Source organism: Nonomuraea sp. NPDC049784 (assembly GCF_040659615.1).
In the GTDB taxonomy this organism is placed as follows: Bacteria; Actinomycetota; Actinomycetes; order Streptosporangiales; family Streptosporangiaceae; genus Nonomuraea.
The window spans coordinates 1-18735 of sequence record NZ_JBFAMX010000174.1; the positions used below are offsets into that span (position 1 = coordinate 1).

The 18735-nt window shown below is 68.1% G+C and carries 22 protein-coding genes and 1 pseudogene; 10 read left to right on the forward strand and 13 right to left on the reverse strand.

The genetic code is table 11. The features are described from left to right. Positions 1-265: 265 nt before the first annotated feature. Together AB0J09_RS29950 and AB0J09_RS29955 are read right to left on the reverse strand one after the other, a co-directional pair. The gene (locus AB0J09_RS29950) at positions 266-907 is read right to left on the reverse strand and encodes a GNAT family N-acetyltransferase (protein WP_360698295.1); all 642 of its coding nucleotides are present in this window, start codon (positions 905-907) and stop codon (positions 266-268) included. Positions 908-1124: 217 nt separating this feature from the next. Continuing rightward, positions 1125-1370, reverse strand: a complete 246-nt coding sequence (locus AB0J09_RS29955; protein ID WP_360698297.1) for a hypothetical protein — start codon at positions 1368-1370, stop codon at positions 1125-1127. Between the two features lie 124 nt (positions 1371-1494). Here AB0J09_RS29955 and AB0J09_RS29960 point away from each other — a divergent pair, with 124 nt between their 5' ends. Next, positions 1495-1680, forward strand: coding sequence for a hypothetical protein (locus AB0J09_RS29960; protein WP_360698299.1), 186 nt, complete (start codon positions 1495-1497; stop codon positions 1678-1680). A 188-nt stretch (positions 1681-1868) separates the two neighbouring features. On the opposite strand, the gene AB0J09_RS29965 is transcribed toward AB0J09_RS29960, so the two are convergent. Both AB0J09_RS29965 and AB0J09_RS29970 read right to left on the reverse strand, forming a co-directional pair. Then, the gene (locus AB0J09_RS29965; protein ID WP_360698301.1) at positions 1869-2999 is read right to left on the reverse strand and encodes an erythromycin esterase family protein; all 1131 of its coding nucleotides are present in this window, start codon (positions 2997-2999) and stop codon (positions 1869-1871) included. After that, on the reverse strand, positions 2996-3583 hold the full coding sequence (locus tag AB0J09_RS29970; RefSeq protein WP_360698303.1) for an NAD(P)H-dependent oxidoreductase: 588 nt from the start codon (positions 3581-3583) through the stop codon (positions 2996-2998). The genes AB0J09_RS29965 and AB0J09_RS29970 overlap by 4 nt, the downstream gene beginning before the upstream one ends. A 103-nt stretch (positions 3584-3686) precedes the next feature. On the opposite strand from AB0J09_RS29970, the gene AB0J09_RS29975 reads away from it, so the two are divergent. Continuing rightward, positions 3687-4325 (forward strand): TetR/AcrR family transcriptional regulator, encoded by a 639-nt coding sequence (locus tag AB0J09_RS29975; RefSeq protein ID WP_360698305.1) that lies wholly within the window; start codon positions 3687-3689, stop codon positions 4323-4325. A 346-nt stretch (positions 4326-4671) separates the two neighbouring features. Here AB0J09_RS29975 and AB0J09_RS29980 read toward each other — a convergent pair whose 3' ends face one another. After that, entirely contained in the window at positions 4672-5325 is a 654-nt protein-coding gene (locus AB0J09_RS29980; protein ID WP_360698307.1) for a TetR/AcrR family transcriptional regulator C-terminal domain-containing protein, read from the reverse strand. Further along, a complete protein-coding gene (locus AB0J09_RS29985) occupies positions 5322-6215 on the reverse strand; it encodes an alpha/beta hydrolase (protein ID WP_360698309.1) in 894 nt (297 codons plus the stop codon). The genes AB0J09_RS29980 and AB0J09_RS29985 overlap by 4 nt, the downstream gene beginning before the upstream one ends. A gap of 91 nt (positions 6216-6306) precedes the next feature. On the opposite strand from AB0J09_RS29985, the gene AB0J09_RS29990 reads away from it, so the two are divergent. After that, positions 6307-6981, forward strand: coding sequence for a DUF998 domain-containing protein (locus AB0J09_RS29990; RefSeq protein ID WP_360698311.1), 675 nt, complete (start codon positions 6307-6309; stop codon positions 6979-6981). Positions 6982-7265: 284 nt separating this feature from the next. Next, positions 7266-7553: a MarR family winged helix-turn-helix transcriptional regulator gene (locus tag AB0J09_RS29995; RefSeq protein ID WP_360698313.1), complete on the forward strand. Its 288-nt coding sequence runs from the start codon at positions 7266-7268 to the stop codon at positions 7551-7553. Positions 7554-7946: 393 nt separating this feature from the next. Here the strand turns inward: AB0J09_RS29995 and AB0J09_RS30000 are convergent, their stop codons facing one another. The 3 genes from AB0J09_RS30000 to AB0J09_RS30010 form a co-directional block, all read right to left on the reverse strand. Continuing rightward, the gene (locus tag AB0J09_RS30000) at positions 7947-8774 is read right to left on the reverse strand and encodes an SDR family NAD(P)-dependent oxidoreductase (protein ID WP_360698315.1); all 828 of its coding nucleotides are present in this window, start codon (positions 8772-8774) and stop codon (positions 7947-7949) included. 85 nt (positions 8775-8859) lie between these two features. After that, the gene (locus tag AB0J09_RS30005) at positions 8860-9345 is read right to left on the reverse strand and encodes a MarR family transcriptional regulator (protein WP_360698317.1); all 486 of its coding nucleotides are present in this window, start codon (positions 9343-9345) and stop codon (positions 8860-8862) included. A gap of 135 nt (positions 9346-9480) precedes the next feature. Further along, positions 9481-9948: an integrase core domain-containing protein gene (locus tag AB0J09_RS30010; RefSeq protein ID WP_360698319.1), complete on the reverse strand. Its 468-nt coding sequence runs from the start codon at positions 9946-9948 to the stop codon at positions 9481-9483. A 367-nt stretch (positions 9949-10315) separates the two neighbouring features. On the opposite strand from AB0J09_RS30010, the gene AB0J09_RS30015 reads away from it, so the two are divergent. The 3 genes from AB0J09_RS30015 to AB0J09_RS30025 all read left to right on the forward strand — a co-directional run bounded on the left by AB0J09_RS30015 (position 10316) and on the right by AB0J09_RS30025 (position 12414). Beyond that, positions 10316-10588, forward strand: coding sequence for a hypothetical protein (locus tag AB0J09_RS30015; protein ID WP_360698321.1), 273 nt, complete (start codon positions 10316-10318; stop codon positions 10586-10588). Between the two features lie 168 nt (positions 10589-10756). Next, positions 10757-11209 (forward strand): hypothetical protein, encoded by a 453-nt coding sequence (locus AB0J09_RS30020; protein ID WP_360698323.1) that lies wholly within the window; start codon positions 10757-10759, stop codon positions 11207-11209. A gap of 143 nt (positions 11210-11352) precedes the next feature. After that, the gene (locus AB0J09_RS30025; RefSeq protein WP_360698325.1) at positions 11353-12414 is read left to right on the forward strand and encodes an integrase core domain-containing protein; all 1062 of its coding nucleotides are present in this window, start codon (positions 11353-11355) and stop codon (positions 12412-12414) included. Positions 12415-12507: 93 nt separating this feature from the next. Here AB0J09_RS30025 and AB0J09_RS30030 read toward each other — a convergent pair whose 3' ends face one another. The 4 genes from AB0J09_RS30030 to AB0J09_RS30045 all read right to left on the reverse strand — a co-directional run bounded on the left by AB0J09_RS30030 (position 12508) and on the right by AB0J09_RS30045 (position 16686). Continuing rightward, positions 12508-12708: a hypothetical protein gene (locus tag AB0J09_RS30030; protein WP_360698327.1), complete on the reverse strand. Its 201-nt coding sequence runs from the start codon at positions 12706-12708 to the stop codon at positions 12508-12510. A 13-nt stretch (positions 12709-12721) separates the two neighbouring features. Next, positions 12722-14137 carry an amidase gene (locus tag AB0J09_RS30035; RefSeq protein WP_360698329.1) on the reverse strand — a complete coding sequence of 472 codons (1416 nt, stop codon included), beginning with the start codon at positions 14135-14137 and terminating at the stop codon, positions 12722-12724. Positions 14138-14195: 58 nt separating this feature from the next. Further along, positions 14196-14948: a GntR family transcriptional regulator gene (locus AB0J09_RS30040; RefSeq protein WP_360698331.1), complete on the reverse strand. Its 753-nt coding sequence runs from the start codon at positions 14946-14948 to the stop codon at positions 14196-14198. Positions 14949-15027: 79 nt separating this feature from the next. Then, positions 15028-16686: a hypothetical protein gene (locus AB0J09_RS30045; protein ID WP_360698333.1), complete on the reverse strand. Its 1659-nt coding sequence runs from the start codon at positions 16684-16686 to the stop codon at positions 15028-15030. A 312-nt stretch (positions 16687-16998) separates the two neighbouring features. On the opposite strand from AB0J09_RS30045, the pseudogene AB0J09_RS30050 reads away from it, so the two are divergent. The 3 genes and pseudogenes from AB0J09_RS30050 to AB0J09_RS30060 all read left to right on the forward strand — a co-directional run. Then, a pseudogene (locus AB0J09_RS30050) lies at positions 16999-17413 on the forward strand (glycerophosphodiester phosphodiesterase family protein); the annotation flags it as partial. Between the two features lie 356 nt (positions 17414-17769). Next, complete coding sequence (locus AB0J09_RS30055) at positions 17770-17964, forward strand: hypothetical protein (RefSeq protein WP_360698335.1); 195 nt, start codon at positions 17770-17772, stop codon at positions 17962-17964. 222 nt (positions 17965-18186) lie between these two features. Continuing rightward, positions 18187-18735, forward strand: a 549-nt coding sequence (locus tag AB0J09_RS30060; protein ID WP_360698337.1) for a hypothetical protein, incomplete at its 3' end; no start/stop codon positions are given.

The window sequence follows — 18735 nt, forward strand, 5'->3', positions numbered from 1 at the left end:
CGTCACACCGGCGTCACGCTGACACAGCACCCCGAGATAGCCATGTACCGACACGAACAATCACGTTCCGTCACCACCGAAAGTGCGCCAGAGCCGTTCTTTGTACAGTCCTCGGCTCCCGGCGGGGTCTTCCACGAGTACTCACATGCAGCTTGAACTGCGTGGATGAGGTTTTCGGCAGGCGCAAAGTTCTCCTCTGCCATGAGGTCGCGGATCGCGTGCGCCTCCTCCAACGGCGACAGATCGTCGCGCTGAACGTTCTCGATCAGTGCGTTCCGCCGCGACGCGGCAGCCACGTCCTCCCGTAGTTTGACGGGCGCCTCGTCCAGGCCTGCCAGTTCGCCGGCGTGGCGGCGTCGGTGCCTGATGAGGATGCCTGCGCGGCCGTCCGCTCGCGCTGGAACAAGGAGCATCCGGCGTCGTCGTTGCCTGGCCCGTAGCTGGTCAACTCGACGCCGTCGGGCAGCTTGGCTGCAGGCGCGTGGTGGTCCTCAAGGCTCATCTCCATGCGGAGCACACGGCAGATGACCTCGTAGCCTCGTGCCGTGAGCAGGTCGGCAGCGGCTGTGTCTGTGGCCGGCTGCATCACGTTGAAGGCCTGCCTGCCGAAACGACGTGCCTCGGCCTCCAGATGGCCGAGCAGAAGAGTGCCGACACCGCGGCCGACGTGCCCGGGATGGACTCGGGCGAAGCAACGGACCGCCTGGCCGGCGGGCCATGCCTGGCCGAAGCCGACGATCCCCTGGGCGTCCTGGACGACCGCGAGCACCGACTCCGGCCTGGTCAAACGATCCAGGGCGGCTCCGGCTCCGGGCAGGCGTCCTTGGCGGGCGATGGCATAGGCGGTGAGCAGGGCGTCGATTGCTGGGGTGTCTTCGAGCGTCGCCGCGCGGATGTGCAGGTTCACAAGGGGGCCTCTCGTGCAACCGGAATCTGGGACCTTTCCCAGGCGCACGAGGGCTTCGAAGCTAAGAGCGTTCGCTCAGCACTCGCCGGCGGCGCCTGGGCTCGCAATCTGGATCTTCACGGCGCCACCTCCCCTTTCTGTGTCTCAAGTGCCAGCGGCTCAGCTTGTGGCGTAGCCTACCCGGTCACAGGGTGCGATGTGGGTGGTCCGTGATCTGTCATCGCTTGATGCCGAAATGCTCGAACGCCCGACGGCGGCAGGCCCAGAAGGCGGCCAGATCCTGGCTGGTGGTGAAGCAGCAGAACGGATTCGTGCCGCTCCAGCGCCACCAGCACCGCGCTACCGCAACGACGGTCAGCGGCACCGCCGCCAGTCCCACAGTGCGCACCTGCGCCAGCCGCGCGGCCGCCCACACGACCGCCGGCCACGCCGACATCGCCGCGATCCGGATCGCCTCGCGCATCAGACCTCCGGCCTCTCCACGATCTCCTCAGGCAGCGTGAACGCCTTTCCCCGTCCTTCGCGACCGCCTACCACCCGGGACCGTCGGGTTCATCCCGCAGCACCCCTCCGCCACGCTCAACCCGGTGCTGCTTATCGGGTCGGTCCTCCGGCAGATCGCAGTACGGCACGGCACCAGCGTCTTCGACGCCCTGCGCAAGGCGCGGCTCCCCAACGACAGGGACTTTCTGCGACGCTTCCCGCACCAGTTGTCCGGCGGGCAGCAGCAGCGGCTCGTCCTGGCGCACGGGCTGCTGGCCAACCGTCCGTGATCGTCGCCGACGAACCCACCACCGGCCAGGATGCCATCACCCGGGCCGAGGTCGCCGCCGAGCTGTCCGGGCTCGGTCTCGCCGTCGTCCTGCTCAGCCACGACCTCGACCTGGTGCGGGAGCTGGCAGACCACGTCATCCTGCTTAAGGACGGGAGGATCGTGGAGTCCGGACCCGCGGTGCTGAAACTAGGCAGGCAGCCATTGCACCGGCGACACCCGGTGCAGGTGAACGAGCACGTCGAACGCGTCGGGCAGGGAGGCGACGGCGAGATGCTCGGCGGTGTCACGGGCGGGGTCGTAGACGCCGCTGATGACGCGCGCCTTGGCAGGCCCGTCCCATCGACGGCGCTGGTCGCCGGCACGTAGGTCCAGCCAGCGGGCAGGATGGTCCGCCGTGCCGAGCCCGGCGTCGAGCCAGTCCGGGGCCGGGTCCGGGACGGTGGCGACACCGAGGTCGCCGTGGTGGAATCCGATCGCTACGGAGACGTATCCCGTGCCGTAATGGTCGCGCAGCATGCTGCCGACCGTGGGCTGTGGGCCGCGTTGGGGTGCCAGACCCAGGGTGGTCGGCGTAGCCGAGGTGTGCGCGATGCTGTCCCAGTAGGCCACGCGGTGGCCGGTTCGGCGCTGGTAGTCGATGATCGTCTCGGCCCACGTCTGGGCGTCGCCCGCGTAGTTGTCGCGTCCGGCAACGCTGCGTTCGTGAAAGTCCACGATCAGGCGCATCCGGGCCAGAACGGCGTCGCCGGTCAGGTGCTCGACGATCGCGAGCGCGTCGCGGGCGTGCTCGGCGAAGGGCCGGCCTGGGTGCAGGCCTCGCGCGCGCTGCACGTGTTCGTCGAACTCGTGCGCGGTGCGGATCGGCTCCAGGTGGGAAGCCAGTTCGGCCAGTCGGTGCGGGGCCACGTGGCGGACGTGGTCGAGCACGGCGTCGTAGTCGGCGGGTCGCGCGTGCGCGGGCTTGACCCCGAAGATGTGAACGGGGTCGTCCGGGTGGTCCTGGTTGAAGGTGTGGATCCATTCCAGCGCCGCGGCCATCTCGGCGGTGCGCCAGGGTCGCCAGGCGCCGGCCAGCGCGGATGCGGCCGTGCCTGTGCCATCGGTGACGTAGGCGTCGAGCGCCGCGCTGGCGGAGGCGTTGTCCTGTACGGCCAACGCGCGGAAACCATGCTGGCGGACCAGCCGGCGGAGGAGCTGGTCGCGCACGGCGAAGGTTTCGTGGGCGAACCTGGTGGATTCGCCGAGCCCGGCGACCGTCGCGCCGGCGGCGATCGCTTCGGCCAGTTCGTCGAGCGCGGTTTCCGACAGAGAAGTCATGCCGGGACTCCTTCACGGATCGGCTGCAGCGCCCGCGACCAGACGACGACGTCGTCCAGCAGAGCGGTGAGGGTCTGGTGCTGGTGCGGGCCAGGGGTGAAGTCGCCCGGCTCGGTGGGGGCGGAGAAGGTGAAGTCGTGGTGCAGCGACAGCGCCACCTGCGTGCGCACGGTCGCGACCTTCAGCTCGGCCAGGATCAGCCGGAGGTGCTCGACCGCGCGGGTCCCGCCGTGCAGGCCGTACCCGACGAAACCGGCCGCCTTGTTGTTCCACTCGGTGTAGAGGAAGTCCAGGGCGTTCTTCAGCGCACTGGGGATCGAGTGGTTGTACTCCGGTGTGACGAACACGAACCCGTCGTAGCGGGCGATCGCCTCGGCCCAGCGAATCGTGTGCGCCTTGCCGTACTGGCCGAACAGGGCCGGCTGCTCCTCATCCAGCAGTGGCAGCTCGAAATCGGCCAGGTCGACGATCTCAAAGTCGGCCGCCAGCTGTTTCTGGGCAGCCACCGAGGCGACCCACTCGGCGACGGCGCGGCCACGGCGGCCAGGGCGCGTGCTGCCGATGATGATTCCGATGTTGGTCATGGATGTCTCCCTAATGGACGGTGTTGCACCGAACGGTGTAGAAGTTACATCGGCCGGTGCAATAAATGCAAGCTTCGGTGTAAATCGGGTAGCCTCAGCAAGCGTGACGGAGAGAAAGAAGCCGGCTGGCCAGCCCGACAAGCGCCGGGCGATCGTGGCCGGGGCGCTTACGTTGTTCGCCCGCGACGGCTACACCCGCGCCAGCCAGGACGCGATCGCCGCCGCGGCGGGCGTCTCCAACCGCACCATCTACAACCACTTCACCGACAAGGCCGAGCTGTTCCAGACGGTGATCCAGGAGAGCACGCAACGCGTTGCCGACACGATGGTCGACATCATCGACCGCCACCTGGGCAAGGTCGTCGACCTCGAAGCGGACCTGATCGACTTCGGGCTGGCCTGGCTCGGAGTGCTGACCTCCGACCTGGCCCCGCACTTCGCGCTCATCCGCCAGATCAACGCCGAGATGGAGCACATCCCGGAGGCCGCGCTCAAGCTCTGGCAAGAGAACGGCCCCGGCCGCACCCGGCGCGAACTCGCCGAACGGCTACGTCGCATCGCCAAGCGCGGCGACCTCGCGATCGATGACCCCGTACGTGCCGCCGGGCACCTGATGCTGCTCATCTCCGCCGACAACCTGACCGACCGAGCCGCCTTGCATGATCAGGACGCGCTCAGAGCGATGGTCACCGCGGGGGTGCACACCTTCCTCTACGGCTACAGGCGCCTGGCCACTCGCTAGATCGGCTGAGCGCAGGTCGGCGATCACCAACAAGCAGCCAAGGCCGTCAGGGGTGAGCCCTGCCCTGGTCAGGCCGTGGCGGGCTATGGCCGGGACGCGGTCGGCGCCATATCGTGCAGGACGGCGCGGAGGGTGGCGTTGAACGCGGGGCCGTTCCTGGTGAGGCATGTGGCCGGAGCCTTCGATCATGTGCAGGCTGCCGCGCGGTGCCAGGGCGGCCAAGGTCTGGGACACCGCGAGCGGGATCTGCGAGTCGCGCCTGCCGTGGATGAAGGCGGCGGGGATGTCCAGGCCGATGAGCTTCTGACGGGGGTCGAAGCCGGCCGCCTCGGTGAGCACGGCCTTGTCAGTCGGCGGAGTGCTGGAAGCCGCGCAGTATCGCGGTGAGCCCCAACTCGAAGTGGTCGTCGAGGGTAGTGGCGTCGGCGGCTTCGGCGAGCAGGTTGTAGTCAGGGCTGTCGGGCCGTGGTTTGCGGCTGCGCCGTTCTGCGCCGAGCTTGGTCATCGCGATGGCCAGGGCGTGGCCGATGGTGAACTCGCGCAGGCAGCGGGCTATGCGTAGGGCGTGCGCCGGGGGGATGCCGTCGGCGTGGAGTTTGGTGAGCATCTTGACGCCGGTGTCGATGGAGGCGGGCGAGCGCACCGGGCGAGTGGCGAACACCTGCACGGCGTGGGGATGGCGCACGAGGGTGTCGCGCAGCCGCAGGCAGTATTCGCGCGCCAGTTCCTGCCAGGGGCCGTCCCAGGGCAGGGTGTCGACGTCGATCTCCGCGAAGAGCGCCTCGGCGACACCGTCGAAGAGCGCCTCCTGGTCGTCGTAGTAGCGATACGCCGCCATCGCGTCAAAGCCGACCGCGGTGCCGAGCTTGCGCATGGAGAACTTGCGTAGGCCGTGGGTGTCGATGAGGGCGAGCGCGGCGGCGGCGAGGTATTCGCGGGTGAGGGTGGGCCGGGTGGGCGGCTCCGGCAGCCTGCCCGGCGGGCTGGGGTCGGCTGTCATGCTGCGAAGTCCTCCAGGATCGTGGCGAGTGTCTTGGTGAATTCCTCCGGGTGCTGCATGAACGGGACATGGCCGCCGGGGAACTCCTGGCAGGGTATGCCAAGGCGCTGCGACAGCACGTGCGCGGGAGTGTGGTAAGGCTTGCCCACGCTGTCGCGCCCGGTGGCCAGGCGCCACGGTGCCGTGGTGGCGGCCAGCGCGGCCAGGTCGGGCCGGTAGTCGAAGCAGAAGGCGGGCAGTTCGCGGCGCAGCATGAGCTCAGCGTTGTGCAGTTGGCGGTTCATCACGTCCGGCTCGCGCCGGGTGACCTTCCGCGCCAGGCTGCTGGCGGCCAGCATGAGGTGGGTGCCGACGGCGATGACAGCCTGCCCGGCGGGTGACAGGAACATCCGCGGCGGATCCGGCAGCGTCATCGCGCCGAAGGCCGCGTAGGCCCGCATCAGGTGCCCGTCCCGGCCGAGGCGGCCGATGTGTTCGATCTCCCGCCGTTCGGCGGAGTCGGCTGGCAGGAGTTGGACCAGCGGCACCTCGTGCACGACCGCGCCCAGCAGGCGGTCGGGGTGCCGGGCCACCATCTCCAGGGCGATGGTCCCGCCGCCGCTGTTGCCGAAGACATAGGCGCGCTCCAGGCCGTGGTGGTCAAGGATGGCGACCGCGTCGTCCGCCTGGGTGGCAGGCGTGATCGAGGCGTCCGGGTGGGTGAACGGGCTGCGCGAATTGCCGCGCCGGTCGTAGGTGATCACGGTCAACGTTCGCGCCAGCAGCGGGACCACGTCCGCGTACATCCCGGCGTCGCCTCCGCCGCCGGAGATCAGCAGCAGTGCGGGCCCGTCGCCGGCACGTTCAACGTGCAGCCGCGCCCCGGGCACCTCAACCGTGTCACTCGTCATGGCTGGCCTTCCTCATATGTCGCAAAGCATGTGTCTACATTGTAGTGTGTGTCTACATTGTAGACACGCATTATCGGACGGAGCCATGCCCATGACGACCACCGGCGAGACACTCAAGCAACAAAGGCGGACGGACGTCGCGAAGCTGGCGGAGGCCGGCATAGCGGGAATTGTTGTATTCGTGGCGCTGGTCGCGAGCCTGCATGTCGTCGGCCCAGGCAGGGACCCGATCAGCATCACCGTCAGCGAGTACGTGCTGGGGTCCTACGGTTGGTTGCTCAGCTTTGCCGCACTGGCGTTTGGGCTGGGAGTGCTCGCCCTCACCGCCGCGATCGCCGCAACCTTGCCGTCGCCCCGACCGCGCGCAGGCCTCATCTTGCTGGCCACGGCGGGGTCCAGCATGGTGGTGGTCGGCGCGTTCCCCACTGATCCCATTGACCCGACCGATCCCCGCTTCGTGACCACCTCGGGGGTGATCCACGCGGCGGCCGGCATCCTGGCGTTCACCTGTTTCGCCCTCGCCGGGCCACTGCTCACCCGCCCGATCCGCACGGCCACGAGCACCACGAGACTGAACGGACTTGCTTTCCTTCCGCCTGCGGGCTATGCGATCTTCTGGGCAACCGGCATCCTCGACAACCAACTCGGCGGCCTGTTCGGCAGCCGCTCAGCCACCGGACTGGGAGAGCGCCTCATGGCGGTGACGTTCATCATCTGGCTGTTCGCCGCCGCCCTCGATATCAGACGTGCCATGCGTCAGGGTTGAGACGAGACCGGTGAACGGCAGAGGCGCCGACGTAGTCCTGTGCCGGATAAGCCTGGCCTCGCGCGGGATCCGGAAGCGGTGGGTGGCCATCTGTCGGCATACGACCTTGCGGGTGCCGAAAAATGCGACCACCACTCTGACCTGGTTTTAGTCCGAGAACGATCGTTCTCGTTTGAGCGGACGCTCAATATTACTTGAGCAGTTGCTCAATCGCCTTTTAGCGGTCGCTTAAGGCCAGCGTAAGAGCCATCGCATCACCGCAGTTCAAGACACGTTGACGAGATTTGAAGCGGTACAAGCTCGCGGGCGTCACGGAGTTCGAGAAGAGCCGGCTGCACCACCACCTGACCCGGATGGCCGCGCGCGGTCTGGTGGCCCGCGAGCAGGACCCCGTCAACTCTCGCGGCACCCTCATCACCCTCACCATCGACGGCCGCACGGCCGTCGAGCGGGCCATCCCCGCCCGGGAACGCCACATCCGCAGGTGGCTCATTGACCCACTCGACCGCGCCCAGCTCGACACGCTGGCCGACATCTCGGCCCACGTCACCCGGTGCCTGCGCGAGCATTGAACGCCCGGTGCCCTTGCCGTAACCGGCCTCGGTGAGACGTACGTGGTGACGAGGCCGTGGGGCGTCCACCCGGGCCGAGATCGCGTGGGAGCGCTCCGCGACGTTGCGGGCGCAAGGACTGCTGGCGCGGTTCGCCGACGATGTCGCCGAGTTCTCCCGGGCAGGTGGCGACCGGCTCACTGGAGGCCACGACGACCACGGTGCGAAAACTGATCGGTCCGCGTAGTCTCGGCCAGCTGCCCGAAGTCGTGCGGCTCACCGCGGCAGGCCACGCCCCGGCGTCCGAGGTACTCGGTGAAGCCCTTGGTCCGCCCGCTTAATATTCCCTCTGAATAGTTGGTCCGCTACACGCGATTCGCCGATCTGGTTGCGCCATGCCCGCGTGCTTGTGCGTCAACGGGAGAGATCTGCGAGGAGCTTTTGGGTGATCTCGTGGAGGCGAACTGCTTCTTCAGGGTCGAAGGCTGCAGTGTTGGTGGGGATGCGCTTGCCTTCCAGTACTGCGGTCAATCGCGCGGGTGGCTCGTCGAGATAAGGCAGGATCTCTGCGACGGCCTGTGCGGTGGTCTTGCCGACGCTTTTCAGCATTGCCACTTGGGCCGCGGTTGCCTCGTCGTATTCGCCGGCGAAGCTGGTGGTGACGACGCCGGGATGGTTCAGCACATACCGGATGGGTGTGTCGTGGTAGATCTGGGTGAAGCTGACGCCAAGCAGGTCGCACAGTTTCGCGCTGTGCCCCAGCGCGCCGGTCCCTGGATAGTTTCGCCGCAGTTGCAGGTCGTCCCAGCGTACGGGCCCGGTCTGGCCGGCCCCGCCGAAGTTGAGGATGACCGGGTGTGGCGCCCGGCTCAGCGACTCCACCAGGCCATGGCTGAAGAGGAACCGGCTGAGATAGTAGAGCGCGAAGTTGTTCTCAAATCCCTCCATGGTCTCCACGCGATTGGAGCGGTGGTACCGCGCGCCGAGCACCAGGACGTCGATACTCGGGTAGGTCTGGGCTACCCAGGCGAGGGCACGGTCGTTCTCGGTGACGAGACTCAGGTCCGCCTGCAGGAACCGGGCGCGGTCGGCCGCCCCGTGCCTCGCGGCGGCATCGAGGAATGCCTGGCCTTTGCCGCGATTTCGGCCGACGACAACAACTTGGTACCCACGGTCGAGATAGGTGTCGGCCAGCGCCCTGCCGATGCCGTCGTTCCCGCCAGTGATCAGTGCTGTGGCCATCGAGATCCCACCTCCAGATATTTACTTTGAGCAATCAAAGCATTTGCCGTGGCGATGTCGCAACCAACCTTCGGCGGAGAGGTTGTCAGTGAGAGCCGGTGAGACCGAGCGTGGTGCGCATGCCGCCGAGCATGTGTTCCTGCACCCGCAATAGGACATCGGCGGCTTGGCCGAGCTCGGCCGGGTCGGTGTCGGCCAGGACGTCACAGAGAAGATCGCGGCGCGCGGCGCGGACCCGGGCCAATGCGGCGCGGCCCGCGTCGGTGATGGCGATCAAAGTGACCCTACGGTCGTGTGGGTCCGGTATCCGCGTGACGAGGTGGTCGGAGCGAAGCCTGCGTAGTTGCAGCGAGACCGTGGACATGTCGACGTGCATGCACTCGGCGATGTCGGAGATGCGCATGGGCTCCGCGACGTCGAAGTGCTCCAGCAGGCGCAGCTCGCTGCTGGGAAGATCCCATCCCGAGCGACGCGCCACCTCGGCCTTGACGTGCTTGCTCTCACTCCACCGCACGACAGCCGACATCGCGACCTCGAGCCGAGCCAGTGCCCTCTGGTCGGAATGACTCACCACGCCATGGTAGAGCGCTACGGCACGACAGCGGTCTCGGTGCATGGGTAACTCGCGAACACGAGCCCGGTTCACGCCGGGCTGCACCTGGATTACATCTCACATTGCGCCTGCCGAAAACTCCATCCGTGCAGTTCAAGCCGCATGTGAGTACTCGTGGAGGACGCCGCCGAGCCGGTCTCGTCGGAGTATGTTCAGGTAGGTGATTCGTTCGGGGTCCGTGATCGGGTCCGGGATGGGACGCAGCGGCGCGGCTTGGGTCAGGGCTTGATGGGCGCGGTGCTGGTTGTAGAAGTGTTCGTACTCGCGTAGGGCGTGCCGTAGGTGGCGTTCGTTCCAGAGCAGGCAGCGTTCCAGGAGTTCGTGGCGGCAGGACTGCACCCATCGCTCCATGATCGATTTCATCCGCGGCATCCGGATGCCGGTGAGCATCGTCTTGATGCCGGCCTCGGCGAGGATCTCGTTCGTAAGGGCGGGGAACTTGCCATCCCTGTCTCGGAGCAGAAAGCGCGCCCGGCAGCCCGTATCTTCCAGATCCATCACGAGATTCCTGATCGCCTGGACGACCCAGTCGGCGGTCGGGTGAGCGGTGGTGCCCAGCACGCGAATGCGCCTGCTGGCGTGCTCGATGACGGCCAGGATGTACTGACGCTGCCCGTTCAGGGTGACGGTCTCGACGAAATCGCAGGCCGGCAGGGCGTCTGCTTGGGAGCGCAGGAAGTCGGCCCAGGTGGTGGACGCCCGCTGGGGTGCCGGGCCAAGGCCTTCCTGTTTGATGATCTCCCCAGACCGCGGACGGTGCGACCTTGATGCCGAGCGTGGCGAGCTCCCCGTGCACCCGTCGATAGCCCCAGCCCGGGTTCTCCCGGACCAAGCGCAGAATGAGAGCGCGGATGGAGCGGACCGTGGGCGGGCGCCCAGGTCGCTTCGGCCGGCAGGTGCGGGAATTGCGCCGTCGCATCAGGTCGCGGTGCCACCGCAGGACGGTGTCCGGCCGGACGAGGAGCCGCAGTCGGCGCAGGACCTCGCGAGGCAGCGAGGTCAGCAGGACGGTGAGAAGGGCCCGGTCTGCCGGGGCGAATCTCACCCTGGTGTCGGCGCCGAGTTGCCGTTCAAGCGCGGTGATCTGGTGGCGCAGGGCAAGTATCTCCACGTCTTTGTCCCGATCGCCCATGGGCAGCAACCGCAGTGCGGCGAAAGTGGTCGTGACGGTGAGGTGGGCCAGGCGAAGGAGCACGGCTGATCATCATGCCGTACTTGGTTCCGTCTCCTGGGTGGCCATAGCTCGCGCCGCCACGCGAAGCCCTCGCAGGGTTATGACCTGGGCGGATGTAATTATCGGCAGGCGCACTGGCGTGGGGCGATCACCGGCGACTTCACCGCCATCCTCGACTGGAACGGCTGGGAGGCGGTGCGCCTTGGCGCGCTGGCCATGGCCGCCCCCGTGCTCACCGCGGGCCTGTGGCGCACCGGCAAGGTTGCCGCCCTGTTCGCTCTCACGCTGATCCTGCCGTTCGTCGTGCACCTGGCGTACGCCTACGCGCTCGGAGCGCCCGAGCGGCTGCCGTGGCTGCTGGTCGGCCTGGCTGGAAGCCTGGGGCAAGGCGTCTGCCTGGTGGTGCTCGGCTCGCTGACCTGGCGGTTGACGCGGGTGGGGGCGGTGGCCGCGATACTGGCCGGCGCCGGGTGCGTGCTGGAGACGATCCTGTGGGCACTCGTGGTCTCGATCAGCACGCACGACATCGTGCAGACCGGCCTCCACGTGGTGACCGGCCTGGGCCGGGCGCTCACGGCGGTCTGGCTGGTGGCGCTCGGCGTCGCGCTGGTGGTCAGGAGACCACGTGCACAGGCAGCTTCGAGATAAGCCGAAAGCCTGTCGACTTTTAATCCGTAGGTCCGGGTTTGAATCCCAGGGGCCATATGACCTGCGATTTCTCGATTTTCAGGGGCTTGTGCTGTGCCAATACTCGTGCATGGTGGTTGACCTGCGGCTTATCCTCGCTCCTCGTGTGCTTCCGTCTGCTGTATCTGATCTTCGCCCGGGTCGTGGGCTGGCTGATCCTGCTGGCCCGCAGCGATGCCTCTAAAGAAGTGGAGATCCTCGTGCTGCGGCATGAGGTGGCGGTGCTACGTCGCCAGGTCGCTCGTCCGCGGCCGGATTGGGCCGATCGGGCGATCCTGGCCGCGCTCACCCGACGTCTTCCGCGCTGGTTTCGGGCACATCGGATCGTGACGCCGGGCACCCTGCTGGCCTGGCACCGCAGACTGGTCAAGCGGCACTGGACCTACCCGAACAACGCTGGTCGCCCGCCAATCCCCGAGCAGGTGCGTGATCTGATCACACGCCTAGCTCAGGAGAATCTCCGCTGGGGTTATCGAAGGATTCACGGCGAGTTGATCGGCTTAGGGCATCGGGTGGGGGAGGGCACGATCCGCCGGATCCTGGCCGCAGGCGGGCTCGGCCCGGCACCACGCCGGGCGTCACCGAGCTGGCGGCAGTTCCTGGCCTCCCAAGCCAGTGGCCTACTGGCCTGCGACTTCGTGCACGCCGACACCGTGTTCCTCAAGCGGCTGTACATCTTCTTCGTGATGGAAATCGAAACACGGCGCGTTCACATCCTCGGCGTGACCGCCTACCCGACCGGGGTGTGGACTGCGCAGCAGGCGAGGAATCTGCTGATGGACTTGGGGGAGCGTGCCGGTCGGTTTAAGTCCCTCATCAGGGACCGCGATGGCAAGTTCTCCCGGGTCTTCGACCGGGTGTTCACCGGGTCTGGCGTACGGATCCTCAAGATTCCACCCCGTGCGCCTCGAGCGAATTGCTATGCGGAGAGGTTCGCCGGGACGCTACGGCGTGAGTGCCTAGACCACGTGCTGGTCTATGGTGAGCGGCATCTGCGTCGGGTGCTCGCCGAGTTCGAGCGGCACTATAACGATCATCGTCCGCATCAGTCCCGAGATCAGAAGCCGCCACTGCACGAGCCCGGCTGGGTGATCGATATGAGGGTGCCGGTCCGACGGACCAAGGCTGTTTCGGGGTTGATCAATCAGTATCGGCGAGCGGCTTAGCGATCGCTTGCATCCCAGGTGAGCGTCAGTACACGAGTATTGGCACGGCACACGTGCGCGGCGCGTGACCCGCGGGCCACGCGCCGCCCGGGTTCACTCGGCCCAGTCGACGATGCGGGCGTCGGCGCGGAAGCGCAGGGCGGGGTCGACGTAGCGGGCCTCGGGGACGGCGTAGAGGGCGTCCACGCCGGCGCGCTGGAGTTCGTATCCGGCGGCGATCAGGGCGATCTCGTCCTCCGGCACGGTGAGCCCGGCGGCGGTGAGGAGCTGTCCGACGATCTCGTTGGCGGTCATGTGTTTCCCTTTCCTAAAAGGCGGTCTGGGGTACGGCGGCCAGTTCGGGGACCCGCAGGTGCCAGTCGGTGGCCTGCTGGTAGGCGTCGCCGGCGCGCAGGATCACGGCCTCCTCGAAGGGGCGGCCGGCGAACTGCAGCGACAGGGGCAGGCCGCCCTCGGTGAAACCCATGGGCACGGCCAGGACGGGGTTGCCGACGGTGTCCCAGTAGCCGGTGAAGGTCTTGGCGAACATCTCATCGACGTTCAGCCGCCCCTCCGGGTCGGTGAGGGCGTCGTAGGCGGGGGCGCCGATCGAGGCCGTGGGGCAGACGATGACGTCCACGTCGTTGTAAAGGCGGGCCAGGGCGTCCTGGGCGACCCGGCGGACGCGCTGGGCTTGCACGTAGTCGGCGCCGCTGATTAGCGCGCCGCGGGCGAGCATGGCGCGGGTGGCGGCGAAGTAGTCGCCCCAGCGCTCGGCGAAGTCGTTGCGGTGGTAGGCGAACGCCTCCGCGCACATGGTGATCAGGTCGGCGGTGAGCATCTCGTGCCAGTACGGCAGCTTCACCTCGCTTAGCGTGGCGCCGAGCCCGGTCAGGGCGGAGAGGGCGGCGTCGAAGGCGGGCCCGGCGGCTGGGTCGGCGCCCTCGGGGAAGTGGTGCTCGCGTACGACGCCGATCCGCAGCCTCTCCAGGGAACCGCCGAAGACCGGCAGGTCAAGGGGCAGGTCCACGCAGTCGGGGTCGCTCGGGTGGAATCCGGCGATCACCTCCAGGACGGCGGCGCAGTCACGGGCGCTGCGCGCCAGCGGCCCCACGTGGTCCAGCGAGTAGCCCAGCGGCGCGACCCCCGACTTCGGCACCCGGCCGAAGGTCGGCATCAGCCCGCTGACCCCGCAGAACGCGGCCGGGATGCGGATGCTGCCGCCGGTGTCGCTGCCGAGCCCGGCCAGGAACATCCCGGCCGCGACCCCGTTGCCGGTGCCCGAACTGGAGCCGCCCGGCCACGTGCCGGGGTCCCAGGGGTTGCGCGGCGTGGGGAAGGGCTTGGACGGGTCCACCATGCCGATGGCGTACTCCATCGTGGTGACCTTGCCGGTGATCACCGCGCCCGCCGCCTTCAGCCGGGCGACCACGGGCGCGTCCTTGCCCGCCCAGTCCGGCTGGACCAGGCTCTGCGCGGTGGTCGGGCCCTCGGCGGCGGCGATGATGTCCTTCACGCCGAACGGGATGCCGTGCAGCGGGCCCTTGTCCACTCCGGCCGCCAGCTCCTCGTCGGCCCGCCTGGCCGCCGCCAGCGCGGTCTCGTCGAATCTGGTGACATACGTGCCGAGCTCGCCGTCGAGCCGGTCGGCCTGGGCGATGGCCTGCTCGGTCAGCGCCACGCTGGTCACCTCGCCGCCGCGCAGGGCCGCGGCGGCGTCGGTGAGCGTCACAGGGGGATTCATCGTCACTCCTAGATAAATGGGCAGGCAACGCTTCGCACGCGAACGTGCCGGAGAGGGGTTACTGGCGGCGTGCGGCGTTCGAGACGAACAGGAAGCGGTCGCCGCGGATGTGGATGAAGGCCAGGTTGAACGGCCGGCCGGCGGTGTCCCTGATCACCTGTTCCATGGTGATCATCGGTGAACCCTCGGCGATGCCGAGGCGGGCGGCGGTGGCGGCGTCGGCGGCGGCGCAGCCGTAGATGAACTCCGACTCCCCGTAGCCGACGCCGGCCTCGTTGAGCAGGGTGTACCAGTCGTGGACGAACGGCATGTCCGCCATGCGCTCCGCCTCCGGGCTGAGCACGTAGTTGGTGGCCATGCCATGGGGCTCGTCGCCGAACAGCGACACGTACTCCAGGCGCAGGCACGGCGTCCCGGCCGGGGCGTCGAGGCGGTCGGCGGCCAGGGCGGGCAGCGGGATCATGGACCGGTCGAGCACGCGGGGCCGCAGCCGCCGGTTGAGCAGGCTCTCCTGGCTCGGCGGCTCGGCCCCGTGGGCCTCCACGAGCTGGGTCAGCACGGCCTTGACCACGACATGCGTGCCGACGCCCTGGCGGCGGTCGATCAGGCCCTCGCGGCGCAGAACGGCGAGCGTCTCGCGTACGGTGGCCCGCGTCGCCCCGTAGGAGGCCATGAGCTCGGCCTCGGCGGGCAGCAGGCCGTCGGGGAAGACGCCGCGCAGGATGGCGGAGCGCAGCAGGTCGTGCAGGCGGCGCAGGTCTCCCTCACGTTCGACGCCCGATTGGTGCGATCGGGGAAGACGGCCCGCCATGCACCCGAAAGTTACGGACGAGCCGTTTCTCCCCGATTCCCGGCCCGTTTCCGGCAGGTAACTCGCGATCGCCGTCATCTCAGGCCGTCTCCTCGGCCGCGGCGCGCACCCGTACCGGGAGGCCGAGCAGCACCGGCTCGCCCGGTCCGACCGGCCGCCAGGCGCTGGGCTTGCAGCCGTCCTTGCAGGTCGCCTCGATCGAGCAGCACAGTGAGCAGATCGTGCCCTCGTGGAACGGGCAGGCCGCCATGTCGGAGACGTCGTAGGAGCCGTGGCAGACCACACAGGGCAACTCGCCGGCGGCGGGCAGGTCGCTGCCGCGGGCGATGTACCAACGTCCGCGCGTGGCCACCGCGAGGACGGGCGGCAGGACCAGGGCGATGACGAGCGCGATGAACGGCGACAGCGCCGCCGCCGTGGCGCCGAGCGCCCCGTAGTACGCGGCCATCGACACGACCCCGGCGACCACCATCGAGCCGAACCCGACCGGGTTGACGTTGAACAGGTGCGCCCGCCGGAACTCGACCTGCGGCGGCGACACCTTCAGCAGCCGCTTGTTGATGACCAGGTCCGAGGCGACGGCGGCGATCCAGGCGATGCCGATGTTGGCGTACCAGGCGAGCACCGTGATGATGTTGTGGTAGATGTCCAGCTCCATCAGCACCAGGGACAGCCCCACCTGCAGGAACACCCAGACGGCTCGGCCGGGGTGGCGGTGCAGGACCCGGGAGAAGAAGTTCGACCACGACAGCGACCCGGAGTAGGTGTTCATGATGTTGATCTTGATTTGGGACAGCAGCACGAGCACCACCGCCAGCACCAGCGCCGCCTGGTGATTTCCCAGGATCCGCTCGTAGACCACGGTGAACAGCTCCACCGGCTCGGCCGCCCGCTCGGGGCTGACGCGCGTCTCGGCGTATCCGACGAGCAGGGTGGAGGCGAAGAAGATCAGCATGCTGAAGAGCGCGACGCCGGGACCGCCGAGGAAGACCGCCAGCCGCCAGCGACCCGCCTTGCCGGGCACGGGATCGCCGATCAGGCGCAGGTAGTCGCCCTGCTCGCCGATCTGCGCGGCCAGCGCGAGCTGGGCGGCGGCGATGGTGAAGACCGTGAGCAGCGTGACCGTGACCGTGCCACTTACCATGCCGCCGCCGTCCACGTGCGACTGGACCATGTTGTCCAGGGGGTGCGGGGCGGTGGCCGCCGACCAGATCGCGATGCCGATCAGCAGGACCCAGATGGGCCACGTCCCCGCCTGGAACTTGGAGCTGAATGTCATCCCGTACACGGTGAGGGGGATCATCACGACGGCGACGACGACGTAGGAGAGGTGGATGTCCAGGCCGGAGATGGCGGTGACGGCCTGCGCCATGATGGCGCCCTCGTACGCCAGGAAGATCAGCGTGTACGTGGCGTACACCAGGGACGTCAGCGTCGAGCCGAGATAGCCGAAGCCGGCGCCCCGGGTGAGCAGGTCGATGTCGATGTGCTTGCGGGCGATCGCGTAGGCCGCTGCCAGCATGAGCGGGAGCGTGATCACCATGGCGACGGCGAATCCGAGCACCGAGTTGCCGAAGCCGAACTCGTTGACGAAGGCCGCGTTGAGCGCGTACCCGGCCATGGCGGACAGGCCCGCCAGGCAGCTCATGACGATCATCCACGGCGTCCATGACCGGAACGTGCTCGGTGCGTAGCGGAGGGAGTAGTCCTCCAGAGCCGGATTGTCGGCGAGATCCATGCCGCCTCCTCGTGCGAGTGCCTCGCCGCAGGAAGCTAGGGAGCGCGTATTGCCCGGGGATGACTGCCCTGTTGCGCCGGGTTACGCTGACATGCGCTCCGCGTACAGGCGTTGTGACCTGCCGGAACGGTTTCCGGACACGGCCGATGCGCCGAAACCCCGCCGCGATCCGCCGCCCCGGCCGGCGCTTCGCCACTGTGCGCCCACCCGTAACTCGGGGTCCACCTGAGCGGTCTAGCGTGCGCGCATGACGATGCGCAGGTTATCGCGAGCGTGCTGTCCGCCGCCCTTGCAGGCGGTACGGTCGCCGTCGTGCTGACCCAGACCCCCTCCGCCACGGCCGAACGCCGCGGCCAGATCCCCCTCGTGATCGGCCACCGCGGCGCCAGCGCCCACCGGCCCGAGCACACCCTCCTGTCGTACGAGGCCGCCATCGCGATGGGCGCCGACTACATCGAGTCCGACCTCGTCTCCACCAAGGACCACGTGCTGGTGGCCAGGCACGAGAACGAGATCTCCGGCACGACCGACGTGGCCGCGCACCCCGAGTTCGCCGGTCGGCGCACCACGAAGACCATCGACGGCCGGCTGGTTCACCGAGGACTTCACGCTGGCCGAGCTGAAGACGCTGCGCGCCAAGGAACGCGTCCCCGACCTGCGCCCGGACAACACGGCCTTCGACGGGCTGCCGGAGATCCCGACGTTCGAGGAGATCGTGAAGCTCGCCCTCGACCACGGCGTCGGCGTCACCTCCCCCGGCCGGCCGTCAGCGTACCTCCCCGCGAGATCACCGGAATCCGGTGACGACCTCTCACCCGGCCGATGGCGAACCTGAGTGTGCCATCGGGGACAAGGAGATCGTCATGGCGAGCGAGCGGGTGGCGCTGGTGGTCGGGGCGGGTGGCGAACTGGGCCGTGTGACAGCGGTGTCACTCGCCACCGTGACATTGCGCGGACGAGGCGGGGACACTGCGCCTGCCGACAATGTCATCCGCCCAGGTCATGGCCTTGGCCATGGCTTAACCTGACGTACGTGATCTCCGGCCGTCAGGGAGGGGTGGGAGTGCGGCATGATGTTCGGCCGTGCTCTTTCGCCTGGCCTATCTCGCCGTAACGAACACCTTCGCGGCGCTGCGGTTGCTGTCGTTGGGAGATCGTGACAAGGATGTCGAGATTCTCGCCCTGCGTCACCAGATCACCGTCCTTGAACGGCAACTCGGCGCCGGCACCAGGGCGAGGTTCGCCCCCGAAGACCGGGCCTTTCTCGCGCCCTTCTGACGTCGCTGCCCCGCGAGGTCCTACGCCGGCTGCATCTCCTGGTCCGTCCGGACACCATCCTGCGCTGGCACCGCGATCTGATGAAACAGCGTCACGCCCGTGCCTGCCGACCGAAACGGCGCGGGCGCCCGCCAACCGTCCGCTCTGTCCGCGTTCTCATTCTGCGTCTGGTCGGGAGAACCCGTCCTGGGGATATAGGCGGGTGCACACGGCGAGTTGGTCATGCTGGGCATCACGGTGGCTCCGTCCACGGTCTGGGAGATCCTCAAGCAGGAAGGGCTTGATCCGGCTCCCGAGCGGGCGTCCAGCACGTGGGCCGACTTCCTGCGTTCGCAAGCCGACGCTATTTTGGCCTGCGACTACATCGAGACCTTCACGCTCAATGGACAGCGTCAGTACATCCTGGCCGTCATCGAGCACGCCACCCGGCACGTCCGTGTGCTAGGCGCCACCGCTCACCCGACCGCGAGCTTGGTGCTCCAGGCGATGAAGAATCTCATGATGGATCTGGACGACGTGGGTTGCCGGGCGCGTTATCTGACAGGCTTGAGGCGGAGGGGTTCGGACCCGACGGGTCCCCCTGCGCGGGGGTGGTTCGTGCTCGCTCCCCTGGAAGGGAGCCGGGTTTTGGAAACTTTTCAGACACCGCCCACGCGCACGCGGGCGCGCCCTGTACGACCCTGCTGGTTAACTCATTTCAGGCGGTCAGGGCTGGTTCGAGTCGGGCCAGGTGACTGGTGCGTTTGCGCTGCAGAGGGCGGCCGTTCCACC

What these genes read in the sequence shown, in the direction of transcription:
- AB0J09_RS30000 (WP_360698315.1), bottom strand. Translation starts at nt 8,774, where the DNA reads ATGGCCACAGCACTGATCACTGGCGGGAACGACGGCATCGGCAGGGCG.
- AB0J09_RS29965 (WP_360698301.1), bottom strand. Translation starts at nt 2,999, where the DNA reads ATGACTTCTCTGTCGGAAACCGCGCTCGACGAACTGGCCGAAGCGATC.
- AB0J09_RS30035 (WP_360698329.1), bottom strand. Translation starts at nt 14,137, where the DNA reads ATGAATCCCCCTGTGACGCTCACCGACGCCGCCGCGGCCCTGCGCGGC.
- AB0J09_RS29970 (WP_360698303.1), bottom strand. Translation starts at nt 3,583, where the DNA reads ATGACCAACATCGGAATCATCATCGGCAGCACGCGCCCTGGCCGCCGT.
- AB0J09_RS30045 (WP_360698333.1), bottom strand. Translation starts at nt 16,686, where the DNA reads ATGGATCTCGCCGACAATCCGGCTCTGGAGGACTACTCCCTCCGCTAC.
- AB0J09_RS30040 (WP_360698331.1), bottom strand. Translation starts at nt 14,948, where the DNA reads ATGGCGGGCCGTCTTCCCCGATCGCACCAATCGGGCGTCGAACGTGAG.
- AB0J09_RS29955 (WP_360698297.1), bottom strand. Translation starts at nt 1,370, where the DNA reads ATGCGCGAGGCGATCCGGATCGCGGCGATGTCGGCGTGGCCGGCGGTC.
- AB0J09_RS30030 (WP_360698327.1), bottom strand. Translation starts at nt 12,708, where the DNA reads ATGACCGCCAACGAGATCGTCGGACAGCTCCTCACCGCCGCCGGGCTC.
- AB0J09_RS29980 (WP_360698307.1), bottom strand. Translation starts at nt 5,325, where the DNA reads ATGACAGCCGACCCCAGCCCGCCGGGCAGGCTGCCGGAGCCGCCCACC.
- AB0J09_RS29990 (WP_360698311.1), top strand. Translation starts at nt 6,307, where the DNA reads ATGACGACCACCGGCGAGACACTCAAGCAACAAAGGCGGACGGACGTC.
- AB0J09_RS29985 (WP_360698309.1), bottom strand. Translation starts at nt 6,215, where the DNA reads ATGACGAGTGACACGGTTGAGGTGCCCGGGGCGCGGCTGCACGTTGAA.